General features: G+C 65.9%; 26 protein-coding genes. 22 read left to right on the top strand and 4 right to left on the bottom strand.

Annotation, left to right across the window (positions count from 1 at the left end):
* The 10 genes from AB0J52_RS04475 to AB0J52_RS04430 all read left to right on the top strand — a co-directional run.
* Nucleotides 1–635 (top strand): hypothetical protein (locus AB0J52_RS04475; RefSeq protein WP_500180153.1); only part of this gene is annotated, 635 nt, incomplete at its 5' end.
* Nucleotides 636–738: 103 nt separating this feature from the next.
* Nucleotides 739–1,383, top strand: coding sequence for a hypothetical protein (locus AB0J52_RS04470; protein WP_500180152.1), 645 nt, complete (start codon nt 739–741; stop codon nt 1,381–1,383).
* A gap of 103 nt (nt 1,384–1,486) precedes the next feature.
* Nucleotides 1,487–2,131 carry a hypothetical protein gene (locus AB0J52_RS04465; RefSeq protein ID WP_500180151.1) on the top strand — a complete coding sequence of 215 codons (645 nt, stop codon included), beginning with the start codon at nt 1,487–1,489 and terminating at the stop codon, nt 2,129–2,131.
* Between the two features lie 952 nt (nt 2,132–3,083).
* Nucleotides 3,084–3,776 carry a hypothetical protein gene (locus AB0J52_RS04460; RefSeq protein WP_500180150.1) on the top strand — a complete coding sequence of 231 codons (693 nt, stop codon included), beginning with the start codon at nt 3,084–3,086 and terminating at the stop codon, nt 3,774–3,776.
* 125 nt (nt 3,777–3,901) lie between these two features.
* Nucleotides 3,902–5,950, top strand: coding sequence for a DUF6801 domain-containing protein (locus AB0J52_RS04455; RefSeq protein ID WP_500180149.1), 2,049 nt, complete (start codon nt 3,902–3,904; stop codon nt 5,948–5,950).
* Nucleotides 5,951–6,019: 69 nt separating this feature from the next.
* A complete protein-coding gene (locus AB0J52_RS04450) occupies nt 6,020–6,820 on the top strand; it encodes a hypothetical protein (protein WP_500180148.1) in 801 nt (266 codons plus the stop codon).
* Nucleotides 6,821–7,012: 192 nt separating this feature from the next.
* A complete protein-coding gene (locus tag AB0J52_RS04445) occupies nt 7,013–7,807 on the top strand; it encodes a hypothetical protein (RefSeq protein ID WP_500180147.1) in 795 nt (264 codons plus the stop codon).
* 150 nt (nt 7,808–7,957) lie between these two features.
* The gene (locus AB0J52_RS04440) at nt 7,958–8,620 is read left to right on the top strand and encodes a hypothetical protein (protein WP_500180146.1); all 663 of its coding nucleotides are present in this window, start codon (nt 7,958–7,960) and stop codon (nt 8,618–8,620) included.
* A 1,031-nt stretch (nt 8,621–9,651) separates the two neighbouring features.
* On the top strand, nt 9,652–10,302 hold the full coding sequence (locus tag AB0J52_RS04435) for a hypothetical protein (RefSeq protein WP_500180145.1): 651 nt from the start codon (nt 9,652–9,654) through the stop codon (nt 10,300–10,302).
* Between the two features lie 70 nt (nt 10,303–10,372).
* Nucleotides 10,373–11,044: a hypothetical protein gene (locus AB0J52_RS04430; protein ID WP_500180144.1), complete on the top strand. Its 672-nt coding sequence runs from the start codon at nt 10,373–10,375 to the stop codon at nt 11,042–11,044.
* Between the two features lie 30 nt (nt 11,045–11,074).
* Here the strand turns inward: AB0J52_RS04430 and AB0J52_RS04425 are convergent, their stop codons facing one another.
* Both AB0J52_RS04425 and AB0J52_RS04420 read right to left on the bottom strand, forming a co-directional pair.
* Entirely contained in the window at nt 11,075–11,293 is a 219-nt protein-coding gene (locus AB0J52_RS04425) for a hypothetical protein (protein WP_117355871.1), read from the bottom strand.
* A complete protein-coding gene (locus tag AB0J52_RS04420) occupies nt 11,290–11,718 on the bottom strand; it encodes an ATP-binding protein (RefSeq protein WP_500180143.1) in 429 nt (142 codons plus the stop codon). Before AB0J52_RS04420 ends, AB0J52_RS04425 begins: the two co-directional genes overlap by 4 nt.
* A gap of 149 nt (nt 11,719–11,867) precedes the next feature.
* On the opposite strand from AB0J52_RS04420, the gene AB0J52_RS04415 reads away from it, so the two are divergent.
* The 3 genes from AB0J52_RS04415 to AB0J52_RS04405 all read left to right on the top strand — a co-directional run bounded on the left by AB0J52_RS04415 (nt 11,868) and on the right by AB0J52_RS04405 (nt 14,002).
* Complete coding sequence (locus AB0J52_RS04415) at nt 11,868–12,650, top strand: helix-turn-helix domain-containing protein (RefSeq protein WP_500180142.1); 783 nt, start codon at nt 11,868–11,870, stop codon at nt 12,648–12,650.
* Nucleotides 12,641–12,838: a DUF397 domain-containing protein gene (locus AB0J52_RS04410; RefSeq protein WP_500180141.1), complete on the top strand. Its 198-nt coding sequence runs from the start codon at nt 12,641–12,643 to the stop codon at nt 12,836–12,838. Before AB0J52_RS04415 ends, AB0J52_RS04410 begins: the two co-directional genes overlap by 10 nt.
* An 876-nt stretch (nt 12,839–13,714) precedes the next feature.
* Nucleotides 13,715–14,002 carry a hypothetical protein gene (locus AB0J52_RS04405; RefSeq protein ID WP_500180140.1) on the top strand — a complete coding sequence of 96 codons (288 nt, stop codon included), beginning with the start codon at nt 13,715–13,717 and terminating at the stop codon, nt 14,000–14,002.
* Between the two features lie 277 nt (nt 14,003–14,279).
* On the opposite strand, the gene AB0J52_RS04400 is transcribed toward AB0J52_RS04405, so the two are convergent.
* A complete protein-coding gene (locus tag AB0J52_RS04400; protein WP_500180139.1) occupies nt 14,280–15,494 on the bottom strand; it encodes an amidohydrolase family protein in 1,215 nt (404 codons plus the stop codon).
* A 101-nt stretch (nt 15,495–15,595) separates the two neighbouring features.
* Between AB0J52_RS04400 and AB0J52_RS04395 the strand changes: the two genes are divergently transcribed.
* The 8 genes from AB0J52_RS04395 to AB0J52_RS04360 all read left to right on the top strand — a co-directional run bounded on the left by AB0J52_RS04395 (nt 15,596) and on the right by AB0J52_RS04360 (nt 20,129).
* Complete coding sequence (locus tag AB0J52_RS04395) at nt 15,596–16,063, top strand: MarR family winged helix-turn-helix transcriptional regulator (protein WP_500180138.1); 468 nt, start codon at nt 15,596–15,598, stop codon at nt 16,061–16,063.
* A gap of 160 nt (nt 16,064–16,223) precedes the next feature.
* Nucleotides 16,224–16,418, top strand: coding sequence for a hypothetical protein (locus tag AB0J52_RS04390; protein ID WP_500180137.1), 195 nt, complete (start codon nt 16,224–16,226; stop codon nt 16,416–16,418).
* Complete coding sequence (locus tag AB0J52_RS04385; protein ID WP_500180136.1) at nt 16,402–16,914, top strand: DUF6879 family protein; 513 nt, start codon at nt 16,402–16,404, stop codon at nt 16,912–16,914. The genes AB0J52_RS04390 and AB0J52_RS04385 overlap by 17 nt, the downstream gene beginning before the upstream one ends.
* The gene (locus AB0J52_RS04380; RefSeq protein ID WP_500180135.1) at nt 16,911–17,765 is read left to right on the top strand and encodes a helix-turn-helix domain-containing protein; all 855 of its coding nucleotides are present in this window, start codon (nt 16,911–16,913) and stop codon (nt 17,763–17,765) included. Before AB0J52_RS04385 ends, AB0J52_RS04380 begins: the two co-directional genes overlap by 4 nt.
* Before the next feature lie 141 nt (nt 17,766–17,906).
* Nucleotides 17,907–18,128 carry a DUF397 domain-containing protein gene (locus tag AB0J52_RS04375; protein WP_026415993.1) on the top strand — a complete coding sequence of 74 codons (222 nt, stop codon included), beginning with the start codon at nt 17,907–17,909 and terminating at the stop codon, nt 18,126–18,128.
* Nucleotides 18,129–18,193: 65 nt separating this feature from the next.
* Nucleotides 18,194–18,616 carry a hypothetical protein gene (locus AB0J52_RS04370; protein WP_500180134.1) on the top strand — a complete coding sequence of 141 codons (423 nt, stop codon included), beginning with the start codon at nt 18,194–18,196 and terminating at the stop codon, nt 18,614–18,616.
* Between the two features lie 94 nt (nt 18,617–18,710).
* Nucleotides 18,711–19,058 carry a hypothetical protein gene (locus AB0J52_RS04365; protein ID WP_500180133.1) on the top strand — a complete coding sequence of 116 codons (348 nt, stop codon included), beginning with the start codon at nt 18,711–18,713 and terminating at the stop codon, nt 19,056–19,058.
* Nucleotides 19,059–19,253: 195 nt separating this feature from the next.
* Nucleotides 19,254–20,129, top strand: coding sequence for a hypothetical protein (locus AB0J52_RS04360; RefSeq protein ID WP_500180132.1), 876 nt, complete (start codon nt 19,254–19,256; stop codon nt 20,127–20,129).
* Between the two features lie 161 nt (nt 20,130–20,290).
* Here AB0J52_RS04360 and AB0J52_RS04355 read toward each other — a convergent pair whose 3' ends face one another.
* Nucleotides 20,291–21,646, bottom strand: a complete 1,356-nt coding sequence (locus tag AB0J52_RS04355) for a DUF7927 domain-containing protein (RefSeq protein WP_500180131.1) — start codon at nt 21,644–21,646, stop codon at nt 20,291–20,293.
* A 240-nt stretch (nt 21,647–21,886) separates the two neighbouring features.
* On the opposite strand from AB0J52_RS04355, the gene AB0J52_RS04350 reads away from it, so the two are divergent.
* Nucleotides 21,887–22,072 (top strand): hypothetical protein (locus AB0J52_RS04350; protein ID WP_500180130.1); only part of this gene is annotated, 186 nt, incomplete at its 3' end.

Raw genomic sequence — 22,072 nt, 5'->3', positions numbered from 1 at the left:
CCGTGCTCGGCGCGGCCGCAGCCAGCTCGGTCCTCGCCCTCACCACCGCCCCCGCTCACGCGACCGGGCAAACCCTCGCCACCACCCAGGCCATCACCCTCACGAACGTCGGCAACAGCAATCTAAAGGACAATACGACCGGTTTCGCCTGGTATTGCACCAAGGCGGACGGAACAGGGACCGCGGACGTCGGTAACCCTCCGACGAACCCCGTCTTTCGGATCAATTCGCTGGTGCTCGTAACCCCGAGCAATAGCCCCTGGGGTGGCTTGTGCAGCGGCGGCTACATGATGATCCGGATCACTGCAGACACCACTACGCCGTGGGCTTTCAACGTGACGGGCTCCACCGTCTCTGGAGTGACGCCCGGCGCACTGACCGGGGTCAAGGCGTCCATTGCCGGCGACGGTTGCCGCGCGACTCTCGCCGGCCCCGGCGGCATCGGAGGAACCCTCAGCGGCAGCTACAACAACGCCAGTCACTCTCTGCGAGTCGGTGGCCCCGGCAGTACCAGCAACCTGACCGTCCAATCGGTGAACGCCGACTGCGATCCCGTGATGATCAACGTGGGCGATGCCTTCAGCTTCAACTTCGCATACTCGATCAGCCCTCCTGTCGTCGTCACCGTCCCCTGACTGAACGCAGCGCCATCGACACTTTCGGAGGCTGGACGAGAAGCCTCAGCACACAGCGGCGAGTACCCGTTCGCCGTGACCGCCCGGTCGAAGGGAGTTCGTCATGAAGCAGTCGGTACGCAAGGCCGTGCTCGGCGCGGCCGCAGCCAGCTCGGTCCTCGCCCTCACCACCGCCCCCGCCCACGCCACCGGGCCAACCCTCGCCACCACCCAGGCCATCACCCTCACGAACTACAACGCCTTCACCGTGATGGACACCGTGACCGGCTGGACGATCTCTTGCACCTCCTCGAAGGGGACGGGGACCGCACAGGTCGGAACGACTCCTCCGCCGAACCCCGTGATCAAGATCAGCACGCTGCAGTTCAACCAGGGCGCCTGGGGTGACGACTGCACTTCGCCCTCCTTGCCGATGCAGGTCACCGCGGTCGGACTGCCCTGGTCCTTCAACACGACGGGGCCGACCAGCTTCGGGCAGACGCGCGGAACGCTGACCGGCGTGAAGCTGTCCCTCTACAGCTACGTCGATGGTTGCTACGCGACGGTCACGGGTCCGGGTGGTGCCGGCGGCAGCATCAACAGCTACTACACCAACGGCACCAACTTCCTGGCCCTCAGCCCCACCAGCGATCTGACCGTCGCCACAGCGAACACCAACTGTGATCCCTGGCTGATCACCGTCGGCGACACCTTCAAGCTGACTGGCACTTACAAGGTCAGCCCTCCCGTGGTCATCACCGTCCCCTGACCGAACGCAGCGCCATCGACATCTTCGGAGGCTGAACGAGAAGCCTCAGCCCATAGCGGTGAGCATCCGCTCGCCGTGACAGCCCGGTCGAAGGGAGTTCGTCATGAAGCAGTCGGTACGCAAGGCCACCCTCGCCGCCGCCGCGGCCACCTCGGTCCTCGCCCTCACCACCGCCCCCGCCCACGCGACCGGGCCACGCCTGGCCACATCCCACGCGATCACGCTCACCAACTCCGGCAACGTCGTCTTCACCGACATCTCGACCGGTGCGGCGATCGTCTGCGACACCTCGACGGGAACGGGAACGGCACAGGACGGACCGGTCCCGCCGCCTCCCACCTTTTCGATCAACTCGTTGACCTTCTCCAGCAAGAGCAATCCAGGAGGCTGGTGTTCCGGTTCGCTAGGCCTCATGGTGCAGGTCACCGCCTCCAACCTTCCCTGGTCGTTCACCCCTGGGGCCAGTGCCTCCGGCGTGTTCCTCGGCACGCTGACCGGAGTGAAGGTGAAGATCGTCGGCAGCGACAACTGCCACGCCACCCTCGCGGGCCCCGGCGGTGCCGGCGCCAGCCTCAGCGCGAGGTACACCAGCGGCACCGCGACGCTGACTCTCGGGAGCAGCGGCAGCACCACCAACCTGTCGGTCCAGACAACTGACGCGAGCTGCAATCCCACGCTGTTCAACGTCGGCGACGTCTTCAAGTTCAGCGCCTCGTACAAGATCAGCCCGCCACTTCCCACCTCCTGACCAACCTCCCGAGCCGAAAGGCACCCCGTGATCACCACGTACGCCGACCGCGCAGCCAAAGTGAATCGGCAGGTGGCGTGTGGAAATTCATCGACCGACCGGAAGGGTTTCGGTAGATGAAAACTGCTCATGGTCAGGGTCCGACGGCGTTTGGTAACTGATGAAGAAAAAGGCCAGAATTACACGTACCGCCTGTGCGCGAATGGTCACTCTCCACGGAGAGCTGACCCGGAGTCGCGACACGGCTGCGCTTGGGGCCGTGACCGTAGGCGGACGTCTTGGTCGATGACGTCATCACGCAGAACGCCTCCGGTGCCGAGAACGCGCAGGCGGGCGGGGTGAAGCGCACCCAAGCCGCCGCGGGGCACGGCTGGGACCGCGCGCGGCGCCCGCGGAAGGGCGCTACCGCCTGCCGGCCCCGCCCGTCCAGGCGGATGTGGATCTCGGGGGCGAGCACTGCGGTAGAGCCCTCCGAGCCGTTGGCCAGCGAGAACGCGCGCTCCCTGGTCTCGGCCGTCCAGCTCGGTGAGAGCCGGGCGAACTGGCCGCCGGTGGGGCGTCGACATCGTTGCCCGGACGACCGGCTCAGGAAGCCCCTCCCCACCGGACCCCTCAGCCTCAGGTGTCCCCGAAATCATCACTGGGTGATAAAAACGCTAGATCCAGAACTCACTTCGAGTGAATTCTGTGGACCGTCCTTTTGTCACTCGGTGATAAGGCGAAAAAGTTCCAAATCCCCTATTGAATTCGCCGAGACGCCCGCTTATGGTCAGACCATGCAGTTGGGCGGGACAGGGAGTCCCCTGGTCCCTGGCGGAGCAGAGGTGAATCCCCGCCACCGAGCAGGGCCCGTCCATTCTCGACAGGTAGAGGAGTCGCCCGAAAGACCACGCCGTCAGCGTCCCTACGAGTACTCGCAGAAACCACCCCACTGAAGGGAACAAGAACCGGCATGCGCAAGCTCACTCGCAACACCATTATTGGCGGCTCCGTCGCCGTCGCCGCCCTCGGCCTCACCGCCCTCCCCGCCGCCGCGGCCCCCACCTCCGTCACGATCACGGCCGCCGGAAGCTCCGGGTCCAGCGTCGCGATCAGCGGCATCAACTCGGGCAACGTGACGGCGAAGGACACCTCCACCGGCGCGGCGATCACCTGCACCAAGGGGACGGCGTCCGGCACCTCCAAGCTCGGGACGGGCCTGCCGCTCACCGCGGTCGCGAGCGTCACGAGCGTCTCCCTCAGCAGCCCGGCCAACGCCGGTGGCTGGTGCTCCGGCCCGGCCGGCCTCACGATCCAGGTCACCGCGAACACCAGCACGCCCTGGACCCTCGACGTGACCGGCGTGACCTCCGGCGGTGTGACCGCCGGCAAGCTGAACGGCGTGAAGGCGTCCATCGTCGGAAGCGACAACTGCCACGCGACCGTCACGGCCAACGGCGTCGTCAATGGCCCCGGCGGCTTCGTCACCGGCAGCTACAACAACACCACCCACGCCCTGACCACCGGCGGGACCGGCACCACCAGCAACCTGAAGGTCGCGACGGTGGACGCCAACTGCGACCCGACGCTGATCAACGCAGGCGACTCCGTCTCGCTGAACGGCACCTTCGTGATCACCCCCGCCCTGGTCGTCAACGCCACCTGACGTCTGTAACGGCTTAGGCCGTCGATCGGGCCGCCACGGGAACTCCTGTGGCGGCCCGCCCCGCTACCTGATCCCGAAGGACTTCCATGCTCGCTAGCCCCCGCAGAGTAGTGCGCGGAGCGATTGTGACCACGTTGCTGGCCAGTGCAGGCCTGCTGGCCGCTGTCCGAGTCGCGTCCGCCGATATCGGGGCGCAGGTGACCTACCTGTGCGCGACACCTAAAGCCACCTACCCGGTGGTCCTGGGGATCAAGGCCAAAGTGCCCACGGCCGGCAAGACCAATACTCCGGTGCGTATTGGCGATGTCGGCGTGACGCTGAAGGCGCCGGGAAGGCTCCGCGGTGAGTTCGCGGCTACCGAGGTTCCGGACTCGACGGGAGCGGCGCCTGAACCTTCGCTAAGCGGCGTCGCCTCGATCGCCGTGACCGTCAATCAAGGACAGACGTCTGTCAACGCCGCATGGCCCGCCTTCTCACTCACGGCGGATCCAGCTCGGACGGAAGAGATGGTTCTGAGAGGGTCTGGTGCTGTTCCCGCCCTCCTGACGGATCAAGCGGGGCAGGTCTTCTGGAAGGCCGGCCAGATGGTGCTCCGACTGTCGGCAGAGGGGCGGAAAGCATCTATCAGCACCCTGACCTGCTTGCCAAAGAGCGGCATTGTCCTAGGAAAACTTGCTCTGAAGGGCGGGACCGCCCCTTCAGTCCTGCCGAAGCGTTCTCCGATGGCGAGTCAGCCGAAGGATGACACTACGAGCGTTGAGTGTCACATCCCGCCTGCTCCCACCGAGCCTGGTGGAGGGATCAATCGGGACCCGAGACTCGCCGAGCCCCCCATCCCGCCCGGGATGAACTTGTCGCGATTGTTCCCGGAACGGCCCGGGACGCCCAATTGCGGGAAGGCTGCGGGGTTCGGAAATCTGGGAAAGCTGAAGGCTGCCATACCCATTGGGGCGCAGATCAGCTTCCGGATGAGCGTTCAGAATCAAATCGACTTTCCGCATAACTATATGAGAAGCAGAAATTACGGGGTTACTGCGACGACACCCTCCACTGGAACTGCGCTCGGCTTCGGATTCATGCCGACCACGGCTACGGTACTTACCAAGCAGGTGGCTCCTCCCGGTGCTTCCAGTGAAATGGCGAACCTGTTTGCCGATAGCCATCTCGGCAATGTTGACAATCCGACCTCCTTTCCGATTCGCGCTTTTGCGCGATCATTTGTCGATCTGCGCGTCGGGGGAATATCGGTTAACGGGACCCCGGTGGACGTCGGAAAGACTTGTCACACAGGCGCACTGCCGCTGGACCTTTCCGCGGATCTGGGTAACGACAGGGTCGGTAAACTGTCCCCGCAGGAAGGCGGCACCTATACGGGAAGCGTGTATGTGCCGGCCTTCAGTGGGTGCGGGGTCGGCGAAGACCTAACGCCCCTGGTGGACGCTACGAGCGCCGGAGCCAGTAACTTCCTGAAGATCGAGTCTGGTCGCTGGTGCCCAACGACTCCAGAATCTCCAGATAGTTGTGACTCCCCGGAACCTCAGGCTTTCACTGTCCTTCCTGGCGGGGCGGTGAAGGCGACCGCAGGACCCTTTATAATGAGGGGCAGTTCTGATAGCTATCCGACACCGGACCCAGACCATGTCGGAGATGGCGTGTGGGATAACACGATTCGGTGTGAGTCCGCGACCTTTCAGATGCACTTCAAGCGCGGAAGATATCTTTCCAGGTATCGGATCGCCACCATTGATGGCGCGAACTTCAAGAAGTGCGTCAGGTTCTTCAATGGAGTGTCGACCAACGTAACGACCGTCATCCGCGGCGCGGGCCTTCCGTGGACCCTCCACATGGATACGCAAAAGGGTCCCGGTCAATGGTTTGCGATGATTTCTGGTGTCAAGCTCGATGTCACGGGGTCCGATGGCTGCAGCTTCAGCTTGAATCGCCTGAGCGAAGACCTCACGACAGATGTGCCCGGGACCTTGAGCGCGCTTGAATTCTACGCCGACAAGAATCGGCTTCACATTCCTACTGCGGAGAAGGATGGGCCGTCACTCGTTGTCGGAACCACTCCCCAGTGTGCGCTCTCTAATCCCGATTTTCAGTCGCAGGCGAATTGGAGCTTCGTAGCTGCGGACTTCTCATTCGCCCCGTATCAAAAAATCACCTCTCCTTGAGTAGGCGTCGTCGAGTTGTCGCTCCCGATATATTTTCGGCCCAACCATGGGCTGGTAGAGGAGAAAGGCATGACCATGCGCAACAGGTCGTTCAGCAAGTGGACGGGGCGTGGGATGGCGGCGGGTGTCGCCGCGCTCGCGACGACCGCAGGTCTGATGTCGGGGACGGCCGCGCATGCGGATGACCCGATGCCGACCCACGACTTCGCGGACTGTCCGGTGCTGTCGGCGCCGTACGTGAAGGAGGGGTCGGTCTGTATCGAGGCGATCGTCACTAGCGGGACGTTCCAGCTGGGCAAGTTCAACCAGCAGATCACCTCGCCGATCAAGATGACGTTCGCGAGTGCGTTGAACCCGGACACGCAGTTGTACACGCCGATCTTCGGGAAGATGCAGGCGGACAAGATGCTGGTGCAGCCGGGCATCTTCGGTGACCCGATCGTCACGGCGGTCTACGCCAAGCCGGAGTACGCGGGCGTCTTCGACCAGCCGACCGGGCCGGACTTCCACATCAAGCTCGGCATGCGCATCCGCCTCACGAACCCGTTCCTGGGCGGAAGCTGCGTGATCGGTGACACCGGCAACCCGATCCTGCTGGACCTGACCACCGGCACCACCAACCCGCCTGCGGGCACCGCCCCCATCACCGGCAAGCCGGCGACGATCGTCCAGCGGACGCCGTTCGTGGTCCGGTCGGCGACCCACGTCGACAACACCTTCTCGGTGCCGGGCGCCAAGGGCTGCGCGCTCGGTATCGGCCTGGTGAACGCGATCGTCAACCTCCAGGCCGGCGTTCCGTCGGCGGCGGGCAAGAACCAGATGGTCTTCAACGAGTACATCGGGCAGAAGGCGTACACCGCCCTCCCGTAGTCCCGTTGACCCGGGCCGTGTCCCGCGCTACCACCACCCCTGCGCAGGACACGGCCCGTTCCACCTTCCACTCCAGGTGGGAGGAACGGAGTCGGGTGCCCGGCACGAACTGGACCCGGCAACGCATATCGGGGGCTGTTTCTCCATCGACTCCCGGCCCGGCGACGGGTCGGCAGGCAGAAGGGAATGGCCATGCAGAAGCTCGCATCCGCAGGACGCGGCTGGCGACGAGCCGCGGCTGGTATCGCTGCTCTCGCGACGATCACGGGTGTCATGTCGGGGACGGCCGCACGTGCGGACGACCCGATTCCGACGTTCGACTTCGCGGACTGCCCGGTGCTGTCGGCGCCGTACGTGAAGGAGGGGTCGATCTGTATGGAGGCGATCGTCACGAGCGGGACGTTCCAGCTCGGGAAGTTCAACCAGCAGATCACCTCGCCGATCAAGATGACGTTCGCGAGTGCGCTGAACCCGGAGACGGAGCTGTACACGCCGATCTTCGGGAAGATGCAGGCGGACAAGATGCTGGTGCAGCCCGGCATCTTCGGTGACCCGATCGTCAGCGCGGTCTACGCCAAGCCGGAGTACGCGGGCGTCTTCGACCAGCCGACCGGGCCCGACTTCCACATCAAGCTCGGCATGCGGATCCGCCTGACCAACCCCTTCCTCGGCGGCACGTGCCTCATCGGTGACACCGGCAACCCGATCCTGCTGGACCTCACCACCGGTACCACCAACCCGCCCGCGGGCACCGCGCCCATCACCGGCAAGCCCGCGACGATCGTCCAGCGGACCCCGTTCGTGATCCGTTCGGCCACCCACGTCGACAACACCTTCTCGGTCCCCGGCGCCAAGGGCTGTGCCCTCGGCATCGGCCTGGTCGACGCCATCGTGGACGCCCAGGCGGGGGTCCCCTCGGCTGCGGGCAAGAACCAGATGATCTTCAACGAGTACATCGGCCAGAAGGCGTACACCGCCCTCCCGTAGCACTGCGGCACCAAGCCGTGCCCGGCATGTCGAACACACGGACGCCGGGCACGGCTGCTCCCCAACCGCAGAGAGCATTGACCACTTCCCCGCTTTCTTGGCTCTCTGAACGCACGAAACCAGCGTAGTTCCGAGAACATCGGTCCGATCGTGGAGGAAGAAAAAATGCGCAAGTCTGGTAAGAGTACTCTGACTTCTGTTTCCCTGGCGGCGGCGGCCGTCATCGCGGTGACCGCGGCTGCGGCTAGCGCTACGTGGACCTTTCTCCCGGGAGGTCACGTGACCGCAGTGAATAGCGGAAATGTCTATGCGAAAGACACGACGACCGGGACTGCCGCCACTTGCACTAAGGTCACCGCGTCGGCCACGGCAAAGTCGGGTTCTGGGCTTGCGCCCACCGACCTCGTTTCGCTCGACTCCATACTATTCAGCTCACCCGCCAATCCCAAGGGATGGTGTTCGGGCCCTAGCGGGGTCACCGTGGGTGTTACAGCGCAGAATCTTCCGTGGAAATTCACCGCCATCTCTTACGATGCGACGAAGAACGTTGTCTCTGGAAAGATGACCGGCGTGATCGCCAGCGTCGTTGGAACTGATAACTGTCACGCAACTTTCAGTGCCCCGGGAGGAGGGGGTGGCGAGGTTGGCATCACATACAACAATGGGAATGGCACGATAGCCACCACAAGTTCGAATCTGGTCGCTACGTCGGTAGATGCCAACTGTGATCCCACCCTCATGAACTTGGGAGATTCTCTAGCGGTCACTGCTCAATTTGTGGTCACCCCTCGCCAGACGGTCACCAGCCCCTGACGTGAGCGTCCGGGTGGCCTGGAGGCTGGCCTGTTCCCTCCTGGGCACCTGGAGTCTTTCTCGTGACGCCGATCAGCCGTGAAGGCGAGATTGCCGCAGTGGCGTTGAAGTGCGTCAGTGTGTCCCGCCCCGGTCCGAGCCACTCGCGCCGGGTTAGAAGGGCGAAGTTTCGGCATGACGGAGCCTGATTCAGCTCCGTGGGAGAGTCGTCATTTCGGAGGCGGTTATGCGCAAGGCTGGTAAGAGTACTCTGACCTCTGTTTCCCTGGCGGCGGCGGCCGTCATCGCGGTGACCGCGGCTGCGGCCAATGCTACGTGGACCTTTCTCCCAGGAGGTCACGTGACTGCCGTGAATAGCGGAAGTCTCTCTGCGAAAGACACGATAACCGGGGCCGCTGCCATTTGCTCCAGGGTTACCGCGTCGGCCACGGCGAAGTCAGGTTCTGGGCTGGCACCCACCGATCTCGTATCGCTCGACTCAATAGCGTTCAGCTCGCCCGCTAATCCTGGTGGATGGTGTTCAGGCCCTGTCGGGATCACCGTGAGCGTTACGGCGCAGAATCTTCCGTGGAAGTTCACCGCTATCTCTTACGATGCGACGAAGAACGTTGTCTCTGGGAAGATGACCAACGTGATCGCCAGCCTTGTCGGGTCGGATAACTGCCACGCCACTTTCAGTGCTCCGGGAGGAGGAGGTGGCGAGGTTGGTATCACCTACGAAAATGCAATTGGCAGGATAACTGCCAGGAGTTCGAATTTGGTGGCTACGTCGGTGGACGCCAACTGCGACCCCACTCTGGTGAATTTGGGAGACCCCCTGTCGATCAATGGCACTTTCACCGTCTCCCCTCGCCAGACCGTCACGAGCCCCTGAGGGAGCGCCCCGGCGGCCTGAGAGCGCAGCGTTCTTCCTCGTTGCTGCCCGTCCGCGTCCGCGTAGCGTTGCTCTTGCCGGAGTGAGGAGATTGCATCTCCCGGTGCGGCGGGGTCTGGTTCCTTTTCCACGAAGTTCCCTCACCCTGGAGATCGAGATGCGAAAGTCCGGTAAGAGTGCTCTGACCTCTGTTTCCCTGGCGGCGGCGGCCGTCATCGCGGTGACCGCGGCTGCGGCCGACGCTACGTGGACCTTCCTTCCCGGAGGTCCTGTGTCCGCGGTGAACAGCGGCAACATCACGGCGAAGGACACGGCGAGCGGAGCTGCCGCCACCTGCACCAAAGCCGTGGCATCGGCCACGGCCAAGTCGGGTTCGGGCCTGGCGCCGACCGACCTTGTGTCACTCGACTCTATTTCGTTCAGCTCCCCCGCCAACCCCAATGGGTGGTGCTCTAGCGCTGCCGGCACCTTCATGAAGGTTACGGCGCAGAACCTACCGTGGAAATTTAGTGCCACCTCATACGATGCGACCAATAGAGTCGTGTCTGGAAAGATGACCGGTGTGATCGCGAGCCTCATTGGGGCGGATAACTGTCACGCCACTTTCAGTGCCCCCGGGGGAGGCGGCGGGGAGATCGGCATCACCTATACCAATGCGACTCGCGCGGTATCCACCACTAAAAGTTCCAATTTGGTCGCTACATCAGTGGACGCCAACTGTGATCCGACGCTCATAAATTTGGGGGACCCGCTGTCGGTCAACGCCTATTTCGTAGTCTCCCCTCCCCAGACGGTCTTGAGCTCTTGAGGCGAGTGTTCGGGCCGTCTTGTCGAGGCAATACGACTGCAGATTCTGCGGTGGCGGACACCTCCTTTCCGTGGAAAAATCTTCCCCTCTGGAGTGCGAAATGCGTAAGGCCGGTAAAAGTGCTCTGACGTCGGTTTCGCTGGCGGCGACGGCGGTCGTTGCAGTGACCGCAGCGGGAGTGGCCGGGACGTGGACCGTTTTGCCGGGCGGACCGGCAACTGCGGTGAACTCTGGAAATATGAGTGCCAAGGATCTGGCGACAGGTCTGGGTATGACCTGTACGAAAGCAGTTGCATCGGCAACGGCGAAGTCGGGCTCGGGGCTCTCGCCGAATGACCTGGTGACCATTAATTCGGTCAAGTTCAGCAATCCAGCCAACGTGGGTGGGGCGTGTTCGGGGCCTGTTGGAATTACGGTCTCGTTGACCGCTCAAAATCTTCCATGGAAGTTGAGTGGCACTCAGGTGACCAGTACCGGCGCGGACGGCAAGATCACTGGCGTGGCGGTGTCAACCACCAGTTCGGACAATTGCCATGCAACGTATGGCGCTCCTGGCGGCGGACCCGGCGAGGTGGACGTCTCCTATATCAATAGCGTCCATGCGGTGAAGGTCACCGGAACCAACCTGGTGGTGCAGACCGCTGACGCAAATTGTGACCCCACGCTCATCAACGCGGGGGATGCGTTGGGAATCACTGGAACGTTTGTGATCACCCCGGCTGAGACGATTACCAGCCCCTGACGCGGGATGCCGGGCGGCGGCGCGATATGTCTACGTTGCCGCCCGGCACACGATGACCGAGTAGCGGTCGGCGGCCTCTCTGGTGTCGTCGGGAGCGGCGGTGGTCAAGGCGTCCAGGAGGGTTTCGGCGGATGAGGCGCTGATGAGGATGGGGCCGGTGGCTCGCCAGATGCCTCGGTTGTCCACGTGGACGTCCCACTGCGGGTAGAGGTCGCGGAGGACGGCCGTTAGGAGAGCGCGAGCGCTCACGCGTGCGCGTGTAGGAGCGCCCATACGGCTTTACCTCCTTCTGGGATGCGGGCGAATCCCCATGCGGGGACCATCAGGTCGACCATGGCGAGGCCGCGTCCGGTTAGGGCGTCGAGAGTCAGAGGCTTCGGGGACGGAAGTTCAGGGCTTGCGTCCAGTACCTCTATGACGGGGCCGGCGTCCGTGTTGAAGACGCGAGTGGTGATGGGGTCGTCCTCGCCGGAGCCGTGGCGGTGTGCGTTCGTCGCCAGTTCGGTCACCACTGTGCGCGCGAGGTAGACCAGGTCGCCGTCGTACGCGTTCTCGGTGAACCAGTCCGCGACGAAGTCGCGAGCGGCCTTGATGCACTCGGGCTCGGACTTGACCTCCAGTACCGCGACGCCACGCGGCGGCGGGGTCGGCCGGAGGTCGGAATCTGTGATCATCACGTGGGCCTCGGTTTTGCGTCCTGGAGTTTTCGCGTTCTGTCACCATCCAGCCACGGAGCGGCATACGTTGTGCCGAGATCGGGGGAGCAGTCACGACTCACTAGCGGCGGTCACCGGGTGATGCCGGGGCCGGGTCAGGGGTTCTCATGGCGGCGAAGAAGATCGACCCGCACCTGCGCACGTTCGGGGCGAAGGTCAAGCGCTTCCGGGTGGAGGCGGGGCTCAGCCAGGCCGACCTGGCCAAACTCGTCAACGTCACCCGCAGCTACATCGCGCTCATCGAGCTGGGCCGGACCAGATGCCGCAAGGACTTCTCGGAACGGCTCGGCGCGGCCCTCAAGCGCAGTGACGACGTCGCCGAGGCCTGGAATGACCTGGTGAGCAGCGCAAAGTACCCGCAGTACTACGTCGACTTCGCCACGAGGGAGTCCACGGCCACCATGCTTCGGACCTATTCTGCGGACATCGTGGAAGGGCTGTTGCAGGTCGAGTCGTACGCCCGCGCCATCCTCCCTAGCGACGCGGATGTCCTGGCCAGACTGAAGCGTCAGGAAGTGCTCAAGCGGAATCCCCCGCCGACCGCGTGCTTCATCCTGGACGAGTCGGTTCTCCGGCGTGAGGTGGGCTCACCTGAAGTCATGAATGAGCAGCTCAGGCACCTGGTCGAGCTCTCCGCCCGTCCTGGGGTCTATCTTCAGATCTCTCCCACCGCTTACTATCCTTTTGTCAAAGGGTCGTTCGCGATTGCGACTCAGAGTGATCGCGCGGAGTCCGCATATGCCGCGTCGGTCTTCGGAGGGGAAACTTCCGAAGAGGCAGAGCATTTGACCAGGGCGAACGAATTGTTTGCGGTGCTTCAGGCGCGTGCTTGGAATGTTGCGGAGTCTCGCGTCTTCATCGAGAAGGAGCTTGAGAACAGGTGGACGTGACCAAGCTTGAGTGGCGGAAGTCCAGTCGCAGTCACGCCGACGGCGACCAGTGTGTCGAGCTTGCGGGCGCTCCCGGCGGAGTGGCCGTTCGCGACAGCAAGGACCCAGACGGCGGGTACTTCCTTGTCGGGCGTGATGCCCTCTCCACGGCGCTACGACGGATCAGGTCGTTGGGTCAGGAAGAGTAGGAGGGAGGCGGCCCGGCGACGGACTTCTGAGCCGAACCGGGGGGTGCCCTCGGAGCGGTAGGGCGCTCAGCGTCTCCGGTTTAGTTTCTGAGACGGGTCTTCCGTTTCCCGGAGGCGAGCATGTCCGTGGCACATCGACCGAGCTTCACCGTCGCCTGGGTTGCGGTGGGTGCTTCCTCCGTCGTACTCGCCCCACCTCTTCACCTTGTTGGGGGGCGGGGGCTGATCGCGGGGTCGTCCGGTACGCCTGCCCGGCAGGCTCTTCCTCGACGCGGGCTCGGTGGCGGTGCCCATCCCCCTACTTTGGCCCTGGCTGGCTTCCTCTGAGACCGGATGCTGCATGCTCGCCTGGGCTGCGCGGGCTGCGGGCTGCGGGCTGGGGTGGTTCGAGGTACTCGCCACAAGTGATGGACGTCCGGGCTTCTCTGTGGGGATGACGCTCGCTCCGGCGGCGGACAGTTCATCTCCTGCGTGCACATCCCAAGGGAGAGCTGACGTCGCTTCGTGGAGGTGGGCAAGCCAGCCACTGGCCGGGTGCTCCCGCATTCCACTGTTGCCCTCGGCTGAGAGAGCCGTGCGTCTGAGTGTGAGGGCCTGGTCCGTGCTTGGCCGTCGCCGTTGGTGACCCGTGACGGCTCGCCATGCGACTCGTCCACTTCCTACTCGTCTCCCTCGCCACCGGACTTGGGGCGACGGCCGCCGTCCGACTTCCAGCCTGGTCTTTCACGAGCAAGGGACTGGGTGCGGATGAGTCGTGTGACTCGCATGTGCAGGGGGTCGATCACCATGATCGGGATGGGTCTGATCGAGGCCCTCCCGTCCTCCCGGATTTCGGCACACGCTGGTACGCATCCCCCTGCGGAAGGAAGACCTCCCATGAAGCACCCCAAGGTCGCCATTGCGGCCGCTGTCGCCGCGCTCGCCCTCGCGCTCGGTGGGCTCTCCGGATGCTCCAAGTTCACCGAGCCGTTCAAGGACGCGCCGCGCTCCGGGCACGACAACGGAGCCCCCGCCGACCTGATCCGCATGCCGGACGGCTTCAGCAACGCCGCCACCAAGTGCGATCACGGCAACCGCATCTACACCGCGTACCACGGCGACCAGGCGTACGGCTCCATCGCGGTCGTCCCGCAAGACCCCACCTGCCGCAACGTCACCCCTTGACGTCCCGGCCGACGCGCGTCCCGCCATCCCGCCTCGCCCGCCCGCCCGCCTGCCTGGCGGGACGGGGCACGTCCGCCCGGCCCTCCGTCCTACTGGCCGCGTGCCCTGTGACGTCACGCCGCCACCACCCGGACGGCCGGTATCGCGCGCCTGGTGGAAGACCGGCCTCGCCCGATGGGCCCGTGACGCGTGTTCGCCGAGTGGGGTCGGGGCCGTCCTTCCGCCCCCGGGCGTCAACGTGTCCGCGCCGTGATGGTGCACGACGGGCGGGGTGCGGTCAGCCCGCCAGGCGGGTGCCGCGGCGCCAGATGGCTCGGGTGTTGAGGGTGTCGCTGATGTCGCTGGTCGGGTCGCCGTTGACCAGCAGGAGGTCCGCGCGGAGTCCTTCGGCGATGCGGCCTCGGTCGCTGAGGCGGAACCGGCGGGCGGTGGTCGCCGTGGCCGCGCGCAGGGCCCGAGCGGGCGTGAGTCCGGCTGCCACCAGGTGCTGCAGTTCCTGGTGCAGGCTCGCTCCGTGCGCCAGTCCACCGAAGAACGTCTCAGGCATGGAGACGTCGGTGCCGGCCAGCACGTCCACACCGGCGGCGTCCAGGGCGCGGACGGTCTCGTACACGTCCTCCAGCTTGCCCTGCGGGTAGCGGTTGTAGCTGGAACGCAGGGTCTCGTCCCACTTGGCGTCGAGGCGTGCGGCGACGCGCGGGTCGTCGGCGAGGGCGCTGCCGGTGATCCCCATCATCGAGGCGTTGAGGCTGACGCAGGCGATGACGAACATGCCCGCGTCCTTGATGAGGTCGATGATCTCGGCGCTGTGCGGCTGGTCCATGAACACGTGGGTGAGGCCGTCCACCCCGGCCTCGGCGGCCATTCGGGTGGCGTCCACGGTCAGCGCGTGGGCGACGGTGAGCGCACCGTACTTCTTGGCCTCCGCGACACCGGCGTTCACGGTGGCCTGGTCGAGCATCGGCAGGCCGGGGTGCCCCTCCACGCTGCCGTCGTCGATCATGAACTTGATGAAGTCGGAGCCCCGGGCGAGGAGCTGGGGGACGAACGCCGCCGCTTCCTCGGGAGTGGTGGAGAACGGCATCAGGGGCATGACCGGCGGGAGGTCCCACTTCGGCCGGAACCCTTCGGGCATCAGCTCGCTTGGGTGGCCGCCGGGCGGCGTGATGGCGAAGCCGGAGGAACGCACGTCCGCCACGGTGTCGTCCTCGGCGATGAGTCCACGGTTCTCCCGCGTGTTCATCCCCTGCATCTCCAGCTCGGTCGTCACGCCGAACCGCAGCGCGAGCGCCAGGGAGCCCGGGGCGGAGTGCACATGGGCGTCGATGAGCCCCGGCAGCAGGGTGGCGCCGTTCCCGTCCACCGTCTCGCAGCCCCCGGGGACGTCGCCGCCGACGCGAGCGATCCGTGCGCCATCGATGACCACGGTCTGCACGCCGAGGTCCTTCTCCCCGTCGAAGACCCGGGCGTTGGTGATCGCGGTGAGTGCCATGGCAGTCCGCCTCGTTTCCTCGCTCGTCGTAATTGCATACCGGATGCTATGTACTTGCGAGTGGGTATGCAAATACCGCTGTGCGCCCCTAGACTCGGGCCATGAGCAGCGCGTCCTCCTCTGAGCCGCCCGCCGACGACCTGGTGCTGGACCAGATCGGCCCGGCGCTGTCCCGGCTGCGGCGGCGCGCGCCGGCCTCGGGCAAGGACCTCTCCCGCAATCTCGTCCTCAACGTGATCGCCGACGCGCCGGACGAGATGACCGTGGGCGGCCTCGCCGCCGAGATGGGCGTCGCCCAGCCGGTGGCCAGCCGGACCGTCGCCGCCTGCATCGAGGAAGGGCTGTTGCGCCGGGCGGCGTCCCAGGTCGACGGACGCCGCACCGTCCTCGAACTCACCGAGCACGGCGAGGCCGAACGCAACCGCTTCGCCGCCGAGCAGCGAAAGGCGTTCCAGGAGATCACCGCCGCCTGGACGCCCGAGGAGCGGATCCAGTTCGCGCGCCTCCTCGTCCGCTACGGCACCGACGCCGCCGCCTGGTCCAAAAACCGCACCACCACCGGCAACTGAGCCCCGTGCGGTCCTCGCCACCCCGGTCGTCCCGTCCGCGCCCCCGTCCCGACCTTGTGTGCCCGAACAACTTCATGCGGTGACGTGCATAGCCGTTGACCGGCTCGTTCGTCCCCTCCTAGCGTCCCAGTCACGACCATGCATAGCTGGGAGGGCAACCATGGCGGATGTGGAACTGACCCGGATCGCCGGCACCTGCAACCGGGACGACTGCCCGACGGTCTATCGCACCGATCGCGGAACGTTGGCGGTGCAGGGCGACCACCTCAGCGGACACCGGACTCCGGCAGGCGAGGCAGTCGTGGAGATCCCCGAAGAGCTGCTGCGGGAGGCCGTCCGTGCTCTTGGCTGGTGACGACTGGCGGAAGTTCTTCGACTCCTACCGACATGACGCCTTCCGGCTCGAGACGCTCCCCGCGTACGGAGTACCGGAAGAGGACGAGGAGTTCCGGATCTGGCGGGAGACGGGACGCCTGGACGTTCCCGAAGACGACCCCTGGCTCACCCGTGTCCGCCACTTCCGCGAGACCGGGCGCAGCATCGGGCGTGTCCACGTGGTCACCCGGCCGCTCTCGGAATACCTGCGATTCCAATTCGACTTCTACCCGCACAGCTCCAGGGCGGGGGAGAAGATCTTCATCCTCGACGTCACCGACCGCCCGAACCCGCTCGCCGGAGCGCAGGACTTCTGGCTCTTCGATGACACCTACGTCGTCCTCATGCACTACGCCGACGACGGCACGCAGACCGGTCGCGAACTCTTGGAGGGAGCCGATCCCGCCCCGTACATCGAACTGAAGCGCCTGGCGCGCCTCCACTCCGTCCCGTTCGCGGAGTTCCGCGCCGAGTGACCCTCGACCCCCAACGAGCCGGCGACGACCGCCAAAGGCTGGCTCGTGCCCTACGTGACCTGCGGAAAGCGTCGGGTCTGTCGGGTGAGCGACTGGCCCGGCGCTGCAACATGTCCCAATCCAAGATCTCCCGGATCGAGAACGGGCGGACGCTACCGTCCGTGGTGGACGTCGAGCGCGTCCTGCTGGCGCTGTCCGTGGACGCGGCGACTCGCAACGAGCTGCTGAGCCTCGCCCGGGTCGCGAACACCGAGTTCCGGGACATCCGCGCGTCAGTGCGCAGAGGGCTTCATCATCGGCAGCGCGAACTCGCGGCCCTCGAATCCGCGGCAGTTCACATGCGCTACTTCCTGCCGTCCCTGGTCACGGGCCTCCTACAGACACCCGAGTACATGCGTGCGGCCATGGACATGCCGATCGAGCCCGCGAAGGGAGACACGAGACGGGCCATCGCCCTGAAGCTGGAACGGCAGCAAATCCTTCACGACCCCTCGAAACGCTTCGAATTCCTGCTCACCGAGCAGGCCGTGAAGTGGCGTCTTTGTTCACCTCCGGTCATGGCGCTCCAGCTGGATCGGCTCGTGTCCCTGTCACGTCTCCCCAACGTTCGGATCGGTGTGGTGCCCGCAACCTCTGACATCGGTGTCGGCCCGATGAACACGTTCACCCTTTACGACCGGCACCTCGTGACGGTCGAGACGTTCAGCGGCCAGGTCGTCCTGCGGGATCCGAAAGACATCGAACACCACGTGGATCTTTTCTCATATTTTTCGGATCACGCGTTGTGGGGGAGCGAAGCCAGGTCATTCCTGCTGACCGCATCCGCTGACTTTATGCGGCGACGTGAATGAATTGTGCCGCGCCGCTCGAAGCGGAATACCTTTCCCGTGACGGGACCTCGCCTCAGCCGCATCGGCAGACGAGAGACCGCCGCTGCGGCGCGTCCAGAGGTTGGGCGAGGCCCGACCGTCCCCCAGTGAAGGGAGAGCGTCATGGCTGCTGAGTCGAACCGCTACCTGTTCAAGGTCAGCACGTTGTGCAACGGCGAGAACGGCGGCTGCGGCTGTGTGGAGGTCGCCACCAACCTCGCGGACGCGGAGACCGGCGGAACGATCGGGCTCCGTGATTCCAAGACCGGCGTCACGTCGGTGTTCACCCGCCACGAGTGGGAGGGCTTCATCCGAGGCGTGAAGGCCGGAGAGTTCGACATCTGACCATCTCCCTCGGCCCGGTCTCCGATTCCGTCCCGGGGGCCGGGCCACACCTCGACGGGGGCCGAATGGAGACGTTCGACTACGACTACTGGCGGGACACGACGTCCGTTATCTGGAAGGACCGAGGGCTGCACTGGCACTGCCACTCGTCCCGGATGGACGGCGAGACCTACGGGAACGAGGCGGCGCGGCGTGACCCGGCCACGGAGCACGCCCCGAAGGTGATCCGAGACTGGCTGCGCAAACCGTCCCGCACGATCCGGCACGTGGCGACGACACCCGAAGACGGCATCACCTGGTTGCGGGGGCAGTGGGACCCGATCAAGGGGCAGGTGGGCCAGGAGGCCGACGCGATCCCGGACGCCGTGCGATTCGGTCGGGCCCTGCATGACCTGAGCGCAGGCAACGACGTGTGCTGGGCGCACTGGCTGAACACCTCGACCCACCTCCACCTGGCCCTCATCGCCACACCCCAGAGCTGCCATTGACTTGTGGCGAGACAGTGGAGGCAAGCGCTGCCTGACCGCCTGGATCGACACCTGCCCAAGGGGCCGGCTGAGATCGTCGAAGTACTGTGGCGGAGTGCCGAACTACTCGCCGGAGAACATCAGGATGACGGCACTGCCCGCACCGGTCAGGCGAGGACGGTGGTGGGTCCACTCGTGGACGCTCGAGTCTTCCGCCGGGATCAGTCTCGAAGATTTCCCTCTCCCGGAACCGCTCATTGATTTCGAAGGTGCCACCCTCATCACGTTCGAGCCCGCGAAGGGTGTGCTCGTGATCAGAGTTCGCGAGCAGGACGAAGTGATCTCCGCGGCGGCGCTCGTCTACGTCGCCCAGATCGTCAACCTTGTCCGGGATGGTGTGGGAGCCGAGCTCGCCGTCAATGGCGATACGGAGAACCCCCTGTTCGACATGATCACAGAGTGAAGGTCCCAGACCCCGTCCGGATCACGCAGTGAAATGAGGGCTCTTGGGGGAGGGGCGATCGTCCCAGGTGGGGGCGGGGGTGGCCGGATGTGGACACGGGTGGGTTGGCAAATGGCGTCTTCTCCGGCGATGCCCCGCAAGTCGCCTTGGCCGCCCGTTCGCCACTGTCGGTGACGATCGCTAGCTTCTCGTGACATGCCCGGACGACGACATGACGGCGTCAGAGCCGTCCTCCATGCCCACCCGGAACTGTCCAGCTGGGCGCTGGCCACGTTCATGGGGGCGGAACTCCCCGACATGCCCTGGACGATCGGCGACAACGAGGCCAACACCCGGCCCTCCCGCGACTTCCACAGTGACGTCGTCACGATCGGTGGCCAGCCCCAGGAACCCGCCTGCCTCGTCATCAACGAGTTCGAGACGACCCTGAGCGAACGGAAGCTCGAGCGCTGCGTCGAGTACGCGGCCGCGTGGTGGCTCTACCACTCCAAGCCGCCCGCCGGTGTCCACGTCGTGGTCTTCACGCCCGACCCCAGGGCGGACGAGTACCGGCGGACGGTGTCGGTCAGGTGCGGTGCCCTCACGCTCACCGTGGAGCTCTGCATCGTCGGCCCCAACCAGATCCCGAAGCTCGAAACCGCCGGGCAGGTGGCCACCGACCCCAGCGTCGCGGCGCTCTCCGTCATGGCCCACGGCCACCTGGACGGCACCTGTGAGCTCTTCCTCGGAGGGCTCCAGGGGGTCGGCGACCCCGAATACGCAATGCGATACATTGACTACGCGCTGGAGATGGTGGAAGGCGCGGCGAAGAGCAACCTGGAGGTTCTCTTGAGCATGAGCACTGACAACGAGGTCGTCAGCGAGTTCAAGCGCACCCAGCAGGCCATCGGTGAGGCCATCGGTGAGGCCAAGGGCAAGGCGCAGGCGGCCCTTCAGATCCTGGAACGCCGGGGCCTCAAGGTGTCCGCGGACATGTGGGCTCGCGCGGACGCGTGTGCCGACCTGGAGCAGGCGGAGCGGTGGTTCAAGCGCTCCTTCGACGTCGAGCGAGCCGAAGACCTGCTGGACTGACCCACCCTGACGGCGGACGGGAGCACGTGCCGTCCGCCATCAGTGTTTCTCGTGTTCGAGACCCGGCCCTGACCGGGGGACATGGTGCTCCGGGGCGGCGGTGCGGGGCACGGTGCTGCCGCACCGCCGACCCGGAACAGAGTCGCCGGACGGACGCCGGGTCAGCAGCGGCGTTCGATGGCGGCGGCTCGGGCTGCCCAGTCGTGCGTCCACTTGTGCGGCTTGCAGTGATGCCAGCCGTGGTGGTGCCGGTAGTGGACCCGGACGGTGGTGCTGACCGTGCAGTTCCCTGAGGCCTGGCGTGTCCCCTGCGCCTGGCATGGCCAGGTGACGGTGTTGTGCAGGATGCCGGGGCTTCGGGTCCGCACGGTGTAGGTGATCTCCGCGGTCTGGCCCGGCTGGAGGTCTCCGGTCCAGATCAGGGAGCTGTCAGTGCGCTGGACGGTACCCGTGGTGGCTTCGACGGGCCCCACCAGGACACCGCTGTCGAGGATGCCCGCCAGGTCGTCGGTGACGGTCGCGCCGTGGAAGACCTGCGCGCAGGTGTTGGTGACGCGGATGCGGTACCGCACCGTGTCGCCGACGTGGACGCTGGTCGGCGTGGCCCACTTCGTCACGGTGATCTTGTCCTTGGAGCATTGCTCCGGCGGCGGGGTCGGGCACGATGCGGTGTCGTAGGTGAGTGTCACTTCGCCGTTGCCCTGGCGGACGCCGGTTTCGTAGGTGGCTCCGGCGGGGCCGAGGCTGGATCCGCCGCCACCGCCGCCCGCGCCCGTGCTGTTGGGCGTGGAGGAGCCGCCGGCGCCGCCGCCGTGTGCGCCTCCGCCACCGCCGCCGCCCGTCCCCATGTGCGGGTCCAAGAGGTTGACCGCGCCGTCTCCGCCGACGCGTCCAGTCGCGGCGCCGCCGGGGAGGCCGGGCTGGTCGGAGTCCGAGATGGGCTGTCCGCCCGCGCCGCCCGCACCGCCGTTGCCGCCGGAGGCGCCGCCGCCTCCGGCGCCGGGGGTGCCCGGACTGTTGCCATTGGTGCCCGTCTGGCCTCCCGCGCCGCCTTCGCCTCCCGTCGTCTCGGTGAAGTTGCCCGCGCCGCCGCCACCGCCTCCGGCGATGATGAGCGGCTCCAGGGCGGTGCTGACCGTGGTCGCGCCGCCCCCGCCGCCGCCGACGGTGCCGTTGCCGGGACGGCGGTCCTCCTGGAAGGCGCCGGGCTGGCCGCCTCCGCCGTAACCCCCTCGGGCGGGCGTACCCGCTTGGAGGTCTCCGCCGGTGCCCGCGCCGCCGACGTCGATCGTCAGCACGTCCCCGGGTTGGACCGGGACGGTCGCGTGGACGGCGCCGCCCAGGCCGCCGGGGGATCCGTAGACGGCGTTGCCGCCGGCGGCCCCGAAGGCGTCCACCGTCAGCTCGCACACTCCCTCGGGAACCGTGAACTGCTCCGGGGCTCCCGTGTAGACGAACGTCCGGGTGTCCTGCTGCGCATGCGCGTCGCCCGGCGCGAGGGCCAGCGACGCGGTCATCGTGGCTCCCACAGCCAGGGAGAGCCACCGAGAGTTAAGAATGATCACATACAGCGACATAAAGCTGATCAAGTCAGGTCCCGGCAGCTCCACGGCAATGATCTCGTCATACCGCCGCGCGCTTCCTCGGCCGGGCGTGGTCGGGCTGGGAGAGAAGTCGGTCCCTCCTCGCCCGAAAAGTGTTGATCACCTCGGTCCGCTTGGCGGAGGATGCGCGTGGCGGCGTCGAGAGGAGGACGGGTGGACGACACGGAGCTGCGCGTCGAGCTGGACCGGGTGCTGGGCGAGCTGTCCGAGGAGGAGAGCGTCCCGGACCCCGATCTCCAGGCGCACCTGCGGCGGATGCACCTGCATCTGCGGGCCGCGTGGCTGCTCGTCGCGGACGGGCGCTACGACGAGGCCGTCACGGCGGCCGAGGCCGGGAAC

The organism is Spirillospora sp. NPDC049652, from assembly GCF_040675125.1.
Classification (GTDB): Bacteria; Actinomycetota; Actinomycetes; order Streptosporangiales; family Streptosporangiaceae; genus Spirillospora.
Note: the sequence above shows the minus strand (reverse complement) of the source record. Positions and strands in the feature narration are given on the sequence as shown.

Coding starts and splice junctions, on each gene's coding strand:
- AB0J52_RS04465 (WP_500180151.1), top strand. CDS start 1,487: ATGAAGCAGTCGGTACGCAAGGCCACCCTCGCCGCCGCCGCGGCCACC.
- AB0J52_RS04450 (WP_500180148.1), top strand. CDS start 6,020: ATGACCATGCGCAACAGGTCGTTCAGCAAGTGGACGGGGCGTGGGATG.
- AB0J52_RS04355 (WP_500180131.1), bottom strand. CDS start 21,646: ATGACCGCGTCGCTGGCCCTCGCGCCGGGCGACGCGCATGCGCAGCAG.
- AB0J52_RS04445 (WP_500180147.1), top strand. CDS start 7,013: ATGCAGAAGCTCGCATCCGCAGGACGCGGCTGGCGACGAGCCGCGGCT.
- AB0J52_RS04390 (WP_500180137.1), top strand. CDS start 16,224: ATGGCGGATGTGGAACTGACCCGGATCGCCGGCACCTGCAACCGGGAC.
- AB0J52_RS04470 (WP_500180152.1), top strand. CDS start 739: ATGAAGCAGTCGGTACGCAAGGCCGTGCTCGGCGCGGCCGCAGCCAGC.
- AB0J52_RS04395 (WP_500180138.1), top strand. CDS start 15,596: ATGAGCAGCGCGTCCTCCTCTGAGCCGCCCGCCGACGACCTGGTGCTG.
- AB0J52_RS04370 (WP_500180134.1), top strand. CDS start 18,194: ATGGAGACGTTCGACTACGACTACTGGCGGGACACGACGTCCGTTATC.
- AB0J52_RS04460 (WP_500180150.1), top strand. CDS start 3,084: ATGCGCAAGCTCACTCGCAACACCATTATTGGCGGCTCCGTCGCCGTC.
- AB0J52_RS04435 (WP_500180145.1), top strand. CDS start 9,652: ATGCGAAAGTCCGGTAAGAGTGCTCTGACCTCTGTTTCCCTGGCGGCG.
- AB0J52_RS04360 (WP_500180132.1), top strand. CDS start 19,254: ATGCCCGGACGACGACATGACGGCGTCAGAGCCGTCCTCCATGCCCAC.
- AB0J52_RS04375 (WP_026415993.1), top strand. CDS start 17,907: ATGGCTGCTGAGTCGAACCGCTACCTGTTCAAGGTCAGCACGTTGTGC.
- AB0J52_RS04405 (WP_500180140.1), top strand. CDS start 13,715: ATGAAGCACCCCAAGGTCGCCATTGCGGCCGCTGTCGCCGCGCTCGCC.
- AB0J52_RS04415 (WP_500180142.1), top strand. CDS start 11,868: ATGGCGGCGAAGAAGATCGACCCGCACCTGCGCACGTTCGGGGCGAAG.
- AB0J52_RS04420 (WP_500180143.1), bottom strand. CDS start 11,718: ATGATCACAGATTCCGACCTCCGGCCGACCCCGCCGCCGCGTGGCGTC.
- AB0J52_RS04400 (WP_500180139.1), bottom strand. CDS start 15,494: ATGGCACTCACCGCGATCACCAACGCCCGGGTCTTCGACGGGGAGAAG.